The sequence below is a fragment of the Paenibacillus sp. FSL M7-1046 genome, assembly GCF_038007405.1.
In the GTDB taxonomy this organism is placed as follows: Bacteria; Bacillota; Bacilli; order Paenibacillales; family Paenibacillaceae; genus Paenibacillus_AQ.
This window is the reverse complement of the sequence record NZ_JBBOXB010000001.1, coordinates 2,149,961-2,165,776: the sequence shown is the minus strand read 5'-3', so window position 1 is coordinate 2,165,776 and position 15,816 is coordinate 2,149,961. Positions and strand designations below refer to the sequence as shown.

At 53.9% G+C, this 15,816-nt stretch carries 15 protein-coding genes; 13 read left to right on the top strand and 2 right to left on the bottom strand.

From position 1 onward, the window contains the following. Positions 1-23 precede the first annotated feature (23 nt). Positions 24-1,412, bottom strand: a complete 1,389-nt coding sequence (locus NYE29_RS09275) for an MBOAT family O-acyltransferase (RefSeq protein WP_076113255.1) — start codon at positions 1,410-1,412, stop codon at positions 24-26. A gap of 275 nt (positions 1,413-1,687) precedes the next feature. After that, a complete protein-coding gene (gntK, locus tag NYE29_RS09270) occupies positions 1,688-3,217 on the bottom strand; it encodes a gluconokinase (protein WP_445322202.1) in 1,530 nt (509 codons plus the stop codon). Between the two features lie 299 nt (positions 3,218-3,516). Between gntK and NYE29_RS09265 the strand changes: the two genes are divergently transcribed. From NYE29_RS09265 to NYE29_RS09205, 13 genes are all read left to right on the top strand, one after another. Next, positions 3,517-4,734, top strand: a complete 1,218-nt coding sequence (locus NYE29_RS09265) for an ATP phosphoribosyltransferase regulatory subunit (protein WP_340895594.1) — start codon at positions 3,517-3,519, stop codon at positions 4,732-4,734. A 59-nt stretch (positions 4,735-4,793) separates the two neighbouring features. Then, on the top strand, positions 4,794-5,438 hold the full coding sequence (gene hisG / locus NYE29_RS09260; RefSeq protein ID WP_038598309.1) for an ATP phosphoribosyltransferase: 645 nt from the start codon (positions 4,794-4,796) through the stop codon (positions 5,436-5,438). A 33-nt stretch (positions 5,439-5,471) separates the two neighbouring features. Continuing rightward, positions 5,472-6,779 carry a histidinol dehydrogenase gene (gene hisD, locus NYE29_RS09255; RefSeq protein ID WP_340895591.1) on the top strand — a complete coding sequence of 436 codons (1,308 nt, stop codon included), beginning with the start codon at positions 5,472-5,474 and terminating at the stop codon, positions 6,777-6,779. Beyond that, entirely contained in the window at positions 6,769-7,380 is a 612-nt protein-coding gene (gene hisB, locus NYE29_RS09250; RefSeq protein WP_340895590.1) for an imidazoleglycerol-phosphate dehydratase HisB, read from the top strand. Before hisD ends, hisB begins: the two co-directional genes overlap by 11 nt. A 1-nt stretch (position 7,381) precedes the next feature. Further along, positions 7,382-8,005: an imidazole glycerol phosphate synthase subunit HisH gene (hisH, locus tag NYE29_RS09245; RefSeq protein WP_340895589.1), complete on the top strand. Its 624-nt coding sequence runs from the start codon at positions 7,382-7,384 to the stop codon at positions 8,003-8,005. Positions 8,006-8,046: 41 nt separating this feature from the next. Next, the gene (hisA, locus tag NYE29_RS09240) at positions 8,047-8,796 is read left to right on the top strand and encodes a 1-(5-phosphoribosyl)-5-[(5-phosphoribosylamino)methylideneamino]imidazole-4-carboxamide isomerase (protein ID WP_076113250.1); all 750 of its coding nucleotides are present in this window, start codon (positions 8,047-8,049) and stop codon (positions 8,794-8,796) included. Between the two features lie 74 nt (positions 8,797-8,870). After that, positions 8,871-9,629 (top strand): imidazole glycerol phosphate synthase subunit HisF, encoded by a 759-nt coding sequence (hisF, locus tag NYE29_RS09235; RefSeq protein WP_038584629.1) that lies wholly within the window; start codon positions 8,871-8,873, stop codon positions 9,627-9,629. After that, positions 9,626-10,357, top strand: a complete 732-nt coding sequence (gene hisIE / locus NYE29_RS09230; RefSeq protein WP_340895584.1) for a bifunctional phosphoribosyl-AMP cyclohydrolase/phosphoribosyl-ATP diphosphatase HisIE — start codon at positions 9,626-9,628, stop codon at positions 10,355-10,357. Before hisF ends, hisIE begins: the two co-directional genes overlap by 4 nt. A gap of 13 nt (positions 10,358-10,370) precedes the next feature. Continuing rightward, positions 10,371-11,198 carry a histidinol-phosphatase HisJ gene (hisJ, locus tag NYE29_RS09225; protein WP_076113248.1) on the top strand — a complete coding sequence of 276 codons (828 nt, stop codon included), beginning with the start codon at positions 10,371-10,373 and terminating at the stop codon, positions 11,196-11,198. 23 nt (positions 11,199-11,221) lie between these two features. After that, positions 11,222-12,172: a ribose-phosphate diphosphokinase gene (locus NYE29_RS09220; RefSeq protein WP_038584636.1), complete on the top strand. Its 951-nt coding sequence runs from the start codon at positions 11,222-11,224 to the stop codon at positions 12,170-12,172. A 351-nt stretch (positions 12,173-12,523) separates the two neighbouring features. After that, a complete protein-coding gene (locus NYE29_RS09215; RefSeq protein ID WP_340895578.1) occupies positions 12,524-14,266 on the top strand; it encodes a tetratricopeptide repeat protein in 1,743 nt (580 codons plus the stop codon). 160 nt (positions 14,267-14,426) lie between these two features. Next, positions 14,427-15,380: a thioredoxin-disulfide reductase gene (gene trxB / locus NYE29_RS09210; RefSeq protein ID WP_340895574.1), complete on the top strand. Its 954-nt coding sequence runs from the start codon at positions 14,427-14,429 to the stop codon at positions 15,378-15,380. A 204-nt stretch (positions 15,381-15,584) separates the two neighbouring features. Then, positions 15,585-15,812, top strand: coding sequence for a DUF1858 domain-containing protein (locus NYE29_RS09205; RefSeq protein ID WP_340895572.1), 228 nt, complete (start codon positions 15,585-15,587; stop codon positions 15,810-15,812). The last annotated feature ends 4 nt before the right edge of the window (positions 15,813-15,816 follow it).

Sequence of the window (15,816 nt, the reverse complement as noted above, 5' to 3'; positions counted from 1 at the left end):
CTTTATCAGTTGAAATGGCCGGATCAGAAGCTGAAATAGAGAAACTCGCTGACTTTGTTGAAATAGACGACAGCAATACAGAACAAAGCTGCGGCAAAAACGGCAGTTTTCCAGCCCGGCTTGAATCCTTCCAGCATCTGCATAGAGTTGCGGCATAGCACAGCAACAATCATGAAGACAGCCAGTCCCAATACAATCGTCTTGTCCAATGAAGCGATGCCGATTCCGTTAAGGCCGACCATTCCTTTCAACACCTTGATGGCATTGTCCCAACTGGTTGCCCGGAAGAAAACCCAGGTCAGATTAATAAATTGGAAAGTGATAAACCAAGCTACCCATTTCGGCAGTTTGATGTTGGCTTTTTGCCAAATCCGGTGGATGAACTGGGCAAATCCATGCATGAATCCCCAGAAGACAAAGGTCCAGCCCGCCCCGTGCCAGAGACCGCCGATGAGCATGGTCAGCATGGAGTTGATATGGGTGCGGGTAGTTCCTTTACGGCTGCCGCCCAGAGGGAAATAGATATACTCCCGCAGGAAGCGGCTTAAGGTCATATGCCAGCGGCGCCAGAAATCCTGAATGTTCAAGGATTTGTATGGTGAATTAAAGTTGATGGGCAAAATGATATTAAACAGCAGGGCAACACCAATCGCCATGTCCGAATACCCGCTGAAATCATAATAGAGCTGAAGGGTGTAGGAAAGTGAGGTTGTCCAGGCTTGAATAAAATTCAACTGGGACAACACATCAAATCCATTGCTGGCTACGGGTGCAAATGAATCGGCGATAACGACTTTCTTAAATAACCCAATGCTCAGCAGAAAAAGGCCTTTGGCCACGTTGCTGTAATCAAAACGTTTGCCCCGCAAACGGTCGAACTGCGGCATCATCTCCTTATGATGGAGAATCGGACCTGCAATCAGATGCGGATAAAAGGTTACAAACAATACATAGCTGATCACATTATATTCTTTTGCCTTACCGCGATAAGCGTCGACCAGGTAAGCGATCTGTGTAAAGGTGAAAAAGCTGATTCCGAGCGGAAGCACGATCTTGAGCAATGGAACATCTGTATCGAACAGAGCGTTGACATTGCCGATGAAGAAATCGGCATATTTATAATAGATAAGCAGCAGCAGATTCATGATGATGGCGAAAGCCAAAGCTAGTTTGCGCTTTCGTTCCGTGGCATTCTGCATATGGGAGATGGTTCTGCCCATAAAATAGTTGAAGGCGATGGAACCCAGCAGCAGCGGAAGGTAGCGTACATCCCACCAGCAGTAGAAGAACAGGGAACTAAGCGCTAGCCAAAGCTTGCTGGCGTAGAGCAAACGAAAGCGATTTAATAGAAAATAAACTATCACAGTAACCGGCATGAAAATAAATATAAATTCGTAAGAGTTAAACAGCACTTCTTCAAACACCTCTTCATAATTTTCGACTTCAAATAGCTGGTTTATGGCCCTAAGTTTCAATATACTAAAAAAACGTCTAGCGGGTAAGTCCTTACACGGCAAATAATAAGAAATAATCCTGAAAATTGACAAAAAACGATGTGCGGCAAATATTCCATATTTTAGTTTTTTTGTCAAGTGCCATACGGCGAGCCGATACCAGGGAGATGTATTCAAAGATATGGGAGTGCCGAATGTATATCATCTTGCCGGTATCATCAGCCAGTGCTCCTTTATTCCCCCGACTGTTCACGCTGAAACCCGGCGATGGCCTCATATTGACTTTCCAGACTCCGGAAGACGGAAATATAGATAGGCAGCAACTGCTTGTACACATTGGCATGCTCATGGATCGGCTGATGCTGATGGGTGGAGCCGATCATTCCGAATACGTGATCAAGGGAGTCGATGCGCCGGATAGCATAAAGACCAAGCACAACTGCGCCAAGGCAGGAACTCTCGAAGCTTTCCGGAACGACAACCTCCTGATCGAAAATATCGGCCATCATCTGCCGCCACAGGGCAGAGCGGGCGAAGCCGCCGGTGGCGAGAATCTTGCTCGGGCGGCCAATGCGCTCCTCCATGGCCAGCAGCACGGTGTACATATTGAAAATGACCCCTTCCAGCACTGAACGGATCATATGCTCCTTGTGATGATTCATCGTCAGGCCAAAGAAGGAGCCCCTGGCATCCGGATTCCATAGCGGTGCGCGTTCTCCAGTCAGGTAGGGATGAAAGAGCAATCCGCCGCTGCCGGGAGGCACCTGTTCGGCAATGCGTGTCAGCACTTCATAGGGATCAATGCCGAGGCGTTTGGCAGTCTCCACCTCGGAGGCGGCAAATTCATCACGTACCCAGCGGAACAGCATGCCGCCGTTATTCACCGGACCGCCGATGACCCAGTGTTTCTCTGTCAGGGCATAGCAGAAGATTCGTCCTTTGGGATCGGTAAGCGGACGATCCACTACGGTGCGGATCGCTCCACTGGTTCCGATCGTGGCAGCGATAACGCCAGGCTGTATGGCACCTACCCCAAGATTGGAGAGGACCCCGTCGCTGGCGCCGACAATAAATGGAGTAGAGGAGAGCAGGCCGAGTTCTGCTGCAAGTCCCGGGAGCAGCCCCTGCATGATATGGGTGGTAGGGACAGGGTTCGAAAGGCGCTCCCTGGTAATGCCGGCAATGCTCAGCGCCTCTTCATCCCAATCCAGCTTCTCCAGGTTGAACATGCCTGTAGAGGAAGCGATGGAATGGTCGATCACATATTCTCCGAACAGTTTGGCGAAGATGTATTCTTTAATGGAAATGAATTTATAAGCCTGGCGAAAAAGCTCCGGCTGCTCTTCGCCAAGCCACATCAGCTTGGTGATCGGAGACATCGGATGAATAGGGGTTCCTGTACGCAAATATAATTCATGTCCCCCGAGTTCGTTCTTAAGGCGGGCAGCACAAGCAGCGCTGCGGTTATCCGCCCATGTGATGCAGGCGGTAAGGGCCTTGCCTGTATTGTCTACGGCAATGACACTATGCATGGCTGAACTGAAAGAAACAAACAGCACCGCTTCAGCGGGGACAGCACTGTCCCGCATCACCGCCGCAATGGTTTGGGTTACTGCATTCATAATTTGTTCCGGATCCTGCTCAGCCACAGATGGGGAGGGCTGGTGCAGCGGGTAACCCTGATTGGACTGTGCCGCGATTCGGCCATTTTCTTCGAAGAGGACTGCCTTAGTGCTGGTGGTTCCAATATCAACGCCGATCATATAGGATGTATTCAACGGTTAGTCCTTCTTTCTATTGAAAAATAGATACTTGGAACACTGGAAGCAGGGAATAAAGTACACATATATAAGGTTATTATATTATCCGGTAAACGCTGAGGCAAAATTCAGGTAAACCTCAGGCTGGTGGTTAAGATATTATGTCTATGGTGTAAGGTTTTATTGACGCAAAAGGATGGATCATGATACGATGTTGCAAATGCTTTACTTTGCTACCACTTTACCATAGTAAAGTGAACGATATATAACTTGCATGATATCTGATGAGGTGACTAATGAAGATGTCCAAACCTAAGGGATTCGAGAAGCCGGCTGGTGTGCGCGACTATCTCCCGCGTGCAGTAACGAAGCTGCGCAAGATTGAGAACGACGTGCTCCACTGCATGAGCCGCTGGGGATACCAGCAGATGATTACACCCACACTTGAATATTACGATACGGTCGGCGTGGCTAGTTCCACATCAGACCAGAAGCTTTATAAATTGCTTAACAACCGTGGTCAGGCCCTGGTGCTGCGTTCCGAAATGACTGCGCCGGTTGCGCGTGTGGTTTCATCGTTATTGAAGGATGAGCCACTTCCGCTCCGCCTTTCTTATCATGCCAATGTATTTCGGGCAATCGAAGAGGAAGCCGGCCGGGAAGCGGAGTTTTTCCAGACTGGTGTGGAGCTTGTAGGTGATGATTCGCCTGAGGCGGATGCCGAGGTCGTGGCGCTGGCCATTTCGTCGCTGCAGGCAGCGGGCGTCAAGTCTTTCAAAATCGCGATGGGACATGTCGGATTCCTGGACGGACTCTTCCAAGAGGCGGTCGCCGGACTGCCGGAAGCCCAGGAGGAGCTGAAAAGCCATCTGCTGAACCGCGATTATGTTGCTTTCCGGGAAACCCTCCGGCGGCTGGACCTGACGGAGGCCCAGAAGCGGGAGCTGGACGGGCTGCTGCGGCTGCGCGGCGGTAAGGAAATCTGCGGGCAGGCCCTGGAGCTCAGCAGCCATCCGCTGGCCCGGACCTCTATTGAGCATCTGTGCAAGGTGTGGGAGGTGCTGGTCTCTTACGGGGTTTCGCAGCATGTGCTGATTGATCTGACGATGATCGGAGATTTCTCTTATTATACAGGGATGACCTTTGAGGGATATGCCTCCGAGCTTGGGTTCCCGGTATGCAGCGGCGGGCGGTATGATAATCTGCTTCAGCAGTTTGGGCGCCCGATTCCTTCGACCGGGTTCTCACTCAAAACGAACCGGATTCTGGACGGAGTATCCGGCATGCCGGAAGAGGTAGAGCTGCCGGTATTGATCCAGTACGATGCGCTGCGGCGGACCGAAGGGCTGGAAGAAGCCGCGCGGCTGCGCTCACAAGGCCGGATTGTTGTAACCAAGCTGGCAGCGGGGCCGGAAGAGCTGAAGACGGTGAAGCGGCTTGACACAGAGACGGTGGAAGCCGACGGCGAGCAGTATGGTGAAATCTATACATTTGTGTCTTTTGTCAGCGAACACGGCTAAGCGTGAGAGAACAGAAATGAACAAATTGCAGAGGGAAATGGAAACGGAGGCTAATGATGATGGCGCAGATACTGAAGGTAGCTATGCCGAAAGGCCGAATATACAATAAAGCGGCAGAGTTGTTCCGCCAAGCGGGGCTGCCGATTCCGCCGGATGGCGAAGAGTCGCGCAAGCTGGTGATCTCACTGCCTGAGGCGGGCATGGAGTTTATTCTGGCCAAGCCGGTTGATGTGCCTACCTATGTTGAATATGGTGTGGCGGATATTGGCATCGTGGGCAAGGATGTGCTGCTGGAGGAAGAACGCGACGTGTATGAGCTGCTTGATCTGGGCATCGCACGCTGCCGGATGTCCATTATCGGCCTGCCGAACTGGCAGCCAGGGATTCAGCAGCGGGTAGCGACGAAATACCCGAATGTAGCTTCGCGGTATTTCCGTGAGCAGGGCCAGCAGGTGGAGGTCGTTAAGCTGAACGGCTCGATTGAGCTTGCACCGCTGATTGGCCTTGCCGACCGTATTGTCGATATGGTGGAGACCGGGCAAACCCTTAAGGATAACGGACTGGTGGAAATGAAGAGTATCTTCGAAATCACAAGCCGGCTGGTTGCGAACCGTGTAAGCTACCGGATGAAGAATGAGCAGATCCAGCAGCTATGCGACCGTCTGCAGGCAGTTATCGCAGAACCGGGGCTTCAGTTAAAATAAAATGAGTATGGATGTTCAAAGGGGGAACGAGCGGTGAAGGTCCAATCGAGCAGGGAATTTAATCTGCAGCGTGAAGTGGAATACGGAACGCCGGAGCAGAACAAGGCCGTGAAGCAAATCGTAGCCGACATCAAACAGGAGGGCGACGCTGCGCTGCTCCGCTATACGGAGCAGTTTGACGGGGCGGCGCTGACACCGGCGCAGCTGCGGGTAACCGCAGAAGAGCTCCAGGCGGCCTATAGCCGGGTTGAGGAATCGTTCGTAACCGCGATTCGTGCGGCTGCGGTCAATATCCGGGCGTTTCACGCCCGTCAGAAACGCAGTTCCTGGATGGATCTGCAGCCGGACGGTACGATCCTCGGCCAGATAATCCGCCCGCTGAAGCGGGTGGGCGTTTATGTTCCCGGCGGCAAGGCGGCGTATCCGTCCTCGGTGCTGATGAACGTGATTCCGGCCCAGATTGCCGGAGTGCCGGAGATCGTGATGGTCACACCGCCGTCGACCGGCGGCAAGGACGGCATCGATCCTTACATCCTCGTTGCTGCGGCGGAAGCCGGTGTGAGCGAGGTCTACCGCGTGGGCGGCGCGCAGGCGATCGCTGCACTCGCCTTCGGCACGGAATCTATCGCGCCGGTCGATAAAATCTGCGGCCCCGGCAACATCTACGTTGCCCTGGCCAAGCGCGAGGTCTACGGCGCTGTCGATATCGACAGCATCGCCGGGCCCAGTGAAATCGTCGTGCTCGCCGACGAAACCGCAGAGCCGGCCTACATCGCGGCTGATCTGCTCTCACAGGCCGAGCATGACGAGATGGCCTCGGCCATCCTCGTGACGCCGTCGCAGAGCCTCGGCGAGGCCGTGGCAGCCGAGGTGGAGCGGCAGCTTCAGGAGCTGCCGCGCGAGGCCATCGCCCGCGCCTCAGTGGAGAGCTACGGCGCAATCATCGTCGTAGACTCGATGAAGGAAGGCATCTCCGTAGTGAACCGGCTGGCGCCGGAGCATCTGGAGATTGTCGTCGAAGATCCCATGGGCCTGCTCGGCAGCATCGAGAATGCCGGAGCGATTTTCCTGGGACCGTACAGCTCGGAACCGGTCGGCGATTATTTCGCCGGACCGAATCATATTATACCGACCAATGGCACCGCGCGGTTCTCTTCGCCGGTTGATGTGGATGATTTCATCAAGAAATCAAGCCTGATTTATTACAGCAAGGAAGCGCTGCTGCGTGATGGAGCAACCATCATCGAGTTGGCCAGACGCGAAGGGCTGGAAGGTCATGCACGGGCGATAGAGATCAGGCTGGAGAATGAAGCGAAGGGCGGAGAAGAACATGGAGAATAACAATAACGAACAGGCTGTACGCAAAGCAGGTCTTAGCCGTAAAACAAACGAAACGGATATCACGCTGTCCCTGGCTGTGGATGGAAGCGGCATTGCCGAGCTGGAGACCGATGTGCCTTTTCTGAACCATATGCTCGATTTATTCGCGAAGCATGGCCAATTTGACCTTTCTCTGGAGGGCCGGGGGGATATTGATATTGACGACCACCACACGGTGGAGGATATCGGCATCTGTCTGGGACAGGCGCTCCGCGAGGCACTGGGTGACAAAAAAGGCATCAAGCGTTATGCGAGTGTGTTCATTCCCATGGATGAAGCGCTGGCCCAGGTGGTCATCGACATCAGCAACCGGCCGCATTTTGAATACCGGGCGGCTTATCCGTCGCTACAGGTAGGCAGCTTCTCTACGGAGCTGGTTCATGAGTTCCTCTGGAAATTCGCGCTGGAGGCCCGGATTACACTGCACGTGATAGTACACTACGGCTCCAATACTCATCATATGATTGAGGCGATATTCAAAGCGCTGGGACGGGCGCTGGACGAAGCAACGCAGATTGATCCGCGTGTGAAGGGTGTGCCATCCACGAAAGGAGTGCTGTAGCATGACCGTTGCTATCGTCGATTACGGCATGGGCAATTTGCACAGTGTCAGCAAGGCGGTGGAACGTCTCGGCTACGAGAGTCTTGTGACAGGCGATGCCGGGGAAATTCTTGCGGCAAGCAGTGTCATTCTGCCGGGCGTCGGTGCCTTTGGCGATGCGATGGAACAGCTGCGGAGCAGCGGGCTCGATCTTGTGGTCAAGGAGGCCGCCGCCGGGGAACAGCCGGTGCTTGGCATTTGTCTGGGCATGCAGCTGCTGTTCAGCAGCAGTGTGGAACACGGCGAGCACGAAGGGCTGGACATCCTGCCGGGATCGGTGGTGCGGTTCGCGCCCCGTGACGGCTATAAGGTGCCGCATATGGGCTGGAACAAGCTGAGCTTCCGGCAGCCGCAGAGCCCGCTGCTTGAGGGACTGGAAGAGGGGCATGTGTATTTTGTCCATTCCTATCATGCAGTGGTTGGACAGGAGAACGATTTGCTTGCCGTAACCGATTACGGGCATCCGGTCACGGCGGTGGTCGGGCGGGACCATGTCTTCGGCATGCAGTTCCATCCGGAAAAGAGCGGAGAGCTTGGCATGAAGCTGCTGGGGAATTTTCTAAAGCTTAAGGGAGAGCGGGCGTAAGTCCGCTATAAATATATTGTAATGAAAGCGGGGAGCGCCACATGTCTTCATTTATCGTGTATCCGGCGATTGATATCCGGGATGGAAAGTGTGTAAGACTGCAGCAGGGTGATTACGCTCAGGAAACGATCTATAATGACAGTCCGGTGCAGGTCGCTAAATCATGGGAAGAGCAGGGAGGCCAGTTCATTCATCTCGTGGATCTGGACGGCGCGAAGGCCGGGCATCCGGTTAATGATACCATCATCGGTGCCATTGCCAAAAACGCAGGTGTGCCCGTCCAGGTGGGCGGCGGACTCCGTAGTCTTGCTGATGTGGAGAAGCTGCTCGGTCTTGGAGTCAGCCGCGTCATTATCGGGACGGCGGCCATCAATGACCATGCCTTTACGGAGGCTGTGCTGGCCAAATACGGCGATAAGGTAGCTATCGGTATTGATGCCCGGAATGGCTACGTAGCTACCCATGGCTGGCTGAACACCTCCGAGGTGCGCGCTGAGGATCTGGCTAAGGAGCTGGCAGCCAAAGGCGCAGAGACGTTTATCTACACGGATATCTCCCGTGACGGGATGATGCAGGGCCCGAATATCGAGGGAATCGTGGCCATGGCTGCTGCCAGCGGCAAAACCGTCATCGCCTCCGGCGGAGTTACGAGCCTTGACGATCTGCTGCGCCTGAGCGTACATAGCGGCAGCGGAATCGGTGGAGCGATTGTAGGCAAAGCGCTGTACACCGGTAACATCAAGCTTCCCGAGGCGCTGCAGGCGCTGGGACGTCCAGCCGGACAGCTGTAATATAGGGCGAAAAATTTGATCGAAGAGAATTCGAGGCGGATGCCCTCAGAACCCTTTGAAGGAGGGACTTCATAATGTTAGCCAAACGTATCATCCCCTGTCTGGATGTGAAAGACGGGCGGGTAGTCAAAGGCGTTAATTTTGTCAATCTGCGCGATGCCGGAGACCCGGTGGAGCTGGCGGCGCTGTATGACCGTGAAGGTGCGGATGAACTGGTGTTCCTGGACATTTCCGCCTCGGTGGAAGGACGGGCGACCATGGTTGAAGTGGTCCGGCAGACGGCTGGCGAGATTGCCATTCCCTTCACTGTTGGCGGGGGGATTTCCACTCCCGACGATATGAAGCGGATCCTGCGCGCGGGCGCTGATAAAATCGGCATCAACACGGCAGCGGTCAACAATCCGCAGCTTATTCTGGAAGGGGCCCGCCGCTTTGGCTCCCAGTGTATTGTGGTGGCGATGGATGCCAAATATAATGAGGCTTGGGGCGAATGGGAAGTGTACACGCATGGCGGGCGCAAGCCTACCGGCATCCGTGCGCTGGCCTGGGCCAAGGAGGCCGAGAAGCTGGGCGCCGGTGAAATACTGCTCACGAGTATGGATGCGGACGGGACCAAGGACGGCTTTGATTTGAAGCTGACCGCAGCGGTCTGCGATCTGCTCAGCATCCCCGTAATTGCCTCAGGCGGTGCGGGCAAGATTGAGCACTTTTATGATGTATTTACCGAAGGCAAAGCCGATGCGGGACTTGCGGCGACCATTTTTCACTATAAAGAGATCGCGATTCATGATTTGAAGACAGAACTGAAGCAAAAAGGGGTAGAGATCCGATGAGCCAAGAACAAGAGAATAGAACCCTGAACCAACAAGAAGCGATCGAGGGCATCCGCTGGAATGAATCCGGTCTGCTCCCTGCTGTGGTGCAGGATGCCGGCACTTTGGAAGTATTGATGTTTGCCTATATGAATCCGGAGTCGCTGCGGCTCTCGCTGGAGAGCGGCCAGACCTGGTTCTGGAGCCGTTCACGCAGTGAATTGTGGCATAAAGGGGGAACCTCGGGCAATACCCAGGCCATTACCTCGATCCATTATGATTGCGACAGCGATACGCTGCTCGTAAAGGTTATACCGGAGGGGCCCGCCTGTCACACCGGTGAAACCTCCTGCTTCTTCCGTGAGATTCCACTGAATGCTTCGGCAGCAGCAACGGCACCAGTCGCTAAGGCAGCTGAGACAGAGCCTTCTGCAAACCTTGCAGGGAGCGGGCGTTTTGCTGTACTGGGTGAACTGGAGCGGGTCATTGCCGAGCGGGAAGCCGAACGTCCGGAGGGTGCTTATACGACCTATCTGTTTGACAAAGGTGTCGACAAGATTCTGAAAAAAGTAGGGGAAGAGGCTTCGGAAACGATTATCGCCGCCAAAAATAAAGACAACGCCGAGCTGCGCCTTGAGGTCAGCGACCTGATCTATCACCTGCTGGTGCTGCTCCAGGAGCGCAAGCTTCCGCTCGATGAGATTCTGGAGGAACTGAGCGCCCGCCACGAACGGCCGCGCCGGGACTAAGGGGGCTTTCCGCATGCATATCGATTACCATACCCATCATGAACGCTGCGGCCATGCGGTAGGGAAGCTGGAGGAGTACGTGCAGCGAGGCATAGCGCTGGGGCTTGAGCAGCTTGGGTTATCCGACCATTTGCCGCTCATTCATGTCAATCCGGAGACCTATTATCCTGAAATGGCCATGCCGCTTGCCGAGCTTCCGCGTTATGTGGAGGAATGCCTGACGCTGAAGGAGCGCTACCGCGGTAAAATTGAGCTGCGGGTGGGGCTGGAAGCCGATTATATCGAAGGCTATGAAGAACAGATTCGCGAGCTTTTGTCGCCCTATCCTTGGGATTATCTGATTGGTTCGGTTCATTTTCTCGGGGAGTGGGATATTACGGATCACCGGCAGACCCATGGCTGGGAAGGCAAAGATGTAATGGAGGTATACCGCAGGTATTATGATGCTGTGCGGAAGTCGGCGTTATCGGGATTATATGATATTATAGGACATATGGATGTAATCAAACGATTCGGCTATGGTCCGCAGACACCGGAAGGTAAAGCTGAGGTCAGGGAGCTGGAGCTGGATGCGCTGAAAGCAATTGCAAGCAGCGGCATAGCCATGGAGCTGAATGCTTCCGGGCTGAGCAAGCCCTGCGCGGAGATGTTCCCGGCAGAGCATGTGCTGCAGCAAGCGCTGGCACTCGGTATTCCGCTTACCCTGGGCTCGGACGCCCATGATCCGGCAAAGCTGGGAGACGGCTTGCAGGAGGCGCGCAGTTCGCTGTGGCGCACTGGTTTCCGCGAGCTGGCGGTATTCGAAGGACGCCGCCGTACATCCGTTCAGTTTGAACTATAAATTATGATCCCCAGGAGGGTACTATGCATCATCATCAATTGCGTATTTTTTCCGGTTCGTCGAATCCGAAGCTGGCCGCAGATATTGCGGAGCGTCTGGGCGCCCCGCTGGGCCAGATTAAGCTGACCCGCTTCAAGAGCGGCGAGATTTATGTGCATTATGAAGAGAGCATCCGGAACTGTGACGTATTTTTGGTGCAATCCCTCGCACACCCGATCAATGAGCTGTTCGTTGAGCTGCTTGTCATGATTGATGCCGCCAAACGGGCATCGGCAAGAACTGTGAATATCATTGTGCCTTATTACGGATACGCCCGGCAGGAGCGTAAATCTGCTCCACGTGAGCCGATTTCGGCCAAGATGGTCGCGGATGTGCTTACGACTGCAGGAGCGACCCGTGTCATTACCATCGACCTGCATGCAGCGGCTATACAAGGATTCTTCAATATTCCGGTCGATCATCTGACGGCGCTTGATCTGATCAGCGGGTATCTGAAGGTGAAGGGACTTTCCGATCTTGTGGTAGTTTCGCCGGATGCCGGGCGCGCTTCCATGGCGGAGAAGCTGGCCAGCCGGCTGGATTCACCGTTCGCGATTATGATCAAGAAACGTCCGGCCCATAACGAATCGGTAATCACGCATGTTATCGGCGATGTTGAAGGACGAACACCGATTATTATTGAGGATCTGATCGATACGGGCACGACGATTGTGAATGTGGTGGAAGGCCTGAAGGAGCGGGGAGCCAAGAACAGCATCATATGCGCAACTCACGGTTTATTCTCCGGTGACGCGCTTGTACGCATGGATCATCCTAATATAGATGAAGTGGTAATCACGGATTCCATCGCGCTTCCGGATGACCATTCCAACCGCTTTAAAGTGTTGTCCGTTGCACCTATGCTGGCTGAGGCGACACGCATTATCATTGAAGGCGGTTCTATAGATAAGCTGTTCAGAGACGCGGGGATTTAATTCCCTGCGTTTTTTTGTAAATATAAGAATTTATATGTTTCACACGATAACTTATCCTTCTATTTCTCGCTGAAACGGTACCGTCCTTAAAAAGGACGGCAAAGCCGTTTCCACTTGTGATGTTCTCATTCATTCCTGTGAACCTCTCACGGCTGCAAGCTTTTTCCCTCCAAATGGTTTCCCTTACGCTTGAGAATCTCCCTGCCACATGTGGTATACTATTTGGAGACAGTCGGGACCATAAATGGAAACGAAAGAACGCTTAAGATGGGAGCTCAGGGTGCCGCAAGGCGCCGCTCTCCTATTTTTCGTGAGGATAAGGAAGCTTACAAAGGGAGGTGCCTTGCTTCCATGATTGAGAGAACTTCAGAGAATGTTGCGGAAGGCAGTAATGTTATTTCCGTCACTCTGGATGCCAATTTTTTCTTTGAAAGAGCCGTACGGTCGCTGGACCGCTTTCAATATGATAAGGCATTAAAGAATTTTCGCAAAGCTGTTGAATATGAACCGGAAAACCCTGTGAATCATTGCAACATGGCGGGTATATTATCTGAGATGGGCGATTATGAAGCATCGAATGATATTTTGATCCATGTGCTGGAGAAGATTGACCCTGCAATGACGGAATGTCATTTCTATATGGCCAATAATTTTGCCAATATGGAAAGTTTTGAAGAGGCCGAGCGGTCGCTGGTCACGTATCTCGAGGAGGATGCGAGCGGCGAATATCTGGCAGAGTCCGAGGAACTGATGGAGCTGCTGCAATACGAGCTGAACCGCCCTGCCCCGCTGATCCGGATCCGCAGCCGTGAAGGCGTGGTCGAGCATGACCGGGCCCGCACGCTGCTGGAAGAGGGGAAGTTCCCGCAGGCAGTTAAGATGCTAGAGGAGATCACTAAGAATACGCCGGACTTTCTGGCGGCTCATAACAATCTTGCTCTTGCCTACTTCTACATGGGCCGTTTTGCCAAAGCGAAGGAATGCCTGTCCGAGGTGCTGGAGCAGGATCCCGGCAACCTGCATGCGCTTTGCAATATGGCCATCTTCATGCAGTATGCGGGAGACAAGGAGCAGCTGGCGGTCTTGCTGCGTATGCTTGAGGCGACAGTGCCGTTTCATCAGGAGCATGTGTTCAAGATGGCCACAACGATGGGCATTCTGGGCAGACACGGAACAGCCTATGGTCATTTCCGCCGCCTGCTGAAGGATGAAGAGGTGGGCGGAGACGCCGGTCTCTATCATTATTGTGCAGCGGCCGCCAGCAACAGCAGCCTGTACAATGAAGCGCTGCGCTGCTGGAGACAGGCAGCCAAGCTGGATCCCGAATCCGCTGTGCCGGGCTTCTTCCTGTCACAGCTGCAAGGGGCGCAGGCCGAGGGCAGACCAATGCCTCTTGTCAGCTACAACTACCAGCTGCCATTTCAGGAGCAGCTGAAGCAGTGGCAGGGCAACACGGACAGCTTTACCGAGGAAATGCGGAACAATCCGCTGCTGCGTGCTTCGTTCTTCTGGGCGCTGCGTTATGGTGATGCCAACACGAGGCTGCAGGTGACCGAAGCGCTGCGCTGGATCGAGGACGAAGAGATGTCCGAGGTGCTGAACGGGCTTCTGGCGCAGGAGCCGCTGCAGGAAGATAAGCTGCAGGAGGCGGCGCTGCTCAGTCTGCAGCGGCTGATCGGCAGCAGCCCGGATGCGAGTGCTTCTCCCCAGGAGGAGCTTCCGCTGGTAAGCCATAAGGGGCCGCCGGAATGGAAAGAAGACTGGCAGCGGGTATTGGACCATACGGCGGCAATGATGGACCGGCGGTATGATGCCATCCAGAAAAAGGACGCCGAGCTCCTATGGAAGCAGTTTATTAGCAATTTGTATCCCGATGTGCCTTACTTCCGCCATACGGGAGGCTGGGCCGCAGCCCTGGAATATCTGACTGCCAAACTGCATGACCGGCCGATTACCTATCGCGAGGTGGCCCAGCATTACGGGGTTTCTGCCTCCATGGTAAGCCGGTATGCACGCCGTATCAGCAACGAATGTGATATTCCCGAGAGCTTGCCCGGGCAGGAGGCCCTGCCCTCGTCAACGGAGAATATCTAGATACTTGCAACATGACTGCAAGGAAATATAAGCAAGGAAGTATAAAGTGAGTATTATACTGCATCCTTTATATTGTTCACCTGAAACGCATCTTGGCTTCCGAGAAGCCCTACAGCCGTTTCTTCCAAATAAATAACCCACTTGTAAGGAGGCCAAAGTGATGTACAAAACGATTGTAATCGGAACAGGCCCGGCCGGGCTGACTGCCGCGATTTATTTGGCGCGTGCCAACCTTAGCCCGCTCGTGATTGAAGGCTTGCAGCCGGGGGGACAACTGACAACGACGACAGAAGTGGAGAACTTTCCAGGCTTTCCTGAAGGAATCCTCGGTCCTGACCTGATGGATAACATGCGTAAGCAGGCGCAGCGCTTCGGTGCGGAATTCAAGAACGGCTGGGTAGAATCCGTGGATTTCTCGCAGCGCCCCTTTAAAGTAACTGTAGATGGACTGGGTGTGCTGGAGGCCGAATCAGTTATTATCTCGACTGGTGCCTCGGCCAGATATTTGGGCATCCCGGGTGAGCAGGAGAATGTAGGACGCGGGGTCAGCACTTGTGCAACCTGTGACGGCTTCTTTTTCCGCGGCAAAAAAATTATCGTGGTCGGCGGCGGCGATTCCGCTATGGAGGAAGCCAGCTTCCTAACCCGGTTCGCCTCCAGCGTAACCTTGGTTCACCGCCGTCCGGAGCTTCGTGCTTCGAAGATTATGCAGGACCGGGCGCGCGACAACAGCAAGGTAGCCTGGGCGCTTAACCGCACGCCGCTTGAAGTAACGGTCGGCGACGCCGGGGTTAAAGGGCTGACGGTCCGCAACAACGAGACAGGTCTTGAAGAACTGGTGGAAGCGGACGGTGTATTTGTAGCCATTGGACACACACCGAACACAGCGTTCCTGGGCGGTCAGATTACTACCGATACCAATGGTTACATTGTGGTGAATCCGGGTACGACGGAAACGAACATTCCGGGTGTATTCGCTTGCGGCGATGTGCAGGATACGCGTTACCGGCAGGCAATCTCCGCAGCGGGAACCGGTTGTATGGCGGCGATGGATGCCGAGAAGTTCCTGGAGGGCACCATGGTGCATGACTGGAGCGAAACGCTGGATAAATAAGTACAGCTTCTTCTAAAATATCCTTTGAATAGGCAAGCCGGCTGGTCCCTCAATCAGGGACCAGCCGGCTTTTTCTTTTGTCTCCAGAAATGTGCGGTTTTTTAGATTGATCTTTTTTTCACTTAGTGATTGCAATCACTATTGGCCCCTATCGGCTATGCTAAGCTGTTGTTGAGAAGGATTCTCAGTAAGGAGAAGATGCACATGAACAAAGTGCTGAAGATGGATGAGTCCATATTCGAGCTGGTGAGCCGGCATCCCGAGGTTATTGACATTATGACAGAGCTGGGTTTCCAGGATATTGCCAAGCCGGGAATGCTGCAAACCGCAGGCCGTTTCATGACCTTGTCCAAAGGAATCAAACTGAAGAAAATGAATCCGGACGCGGTAAAGCTGACATTTCAGCGCCATGGCTTCGAGATTCTTGAATAGAGAT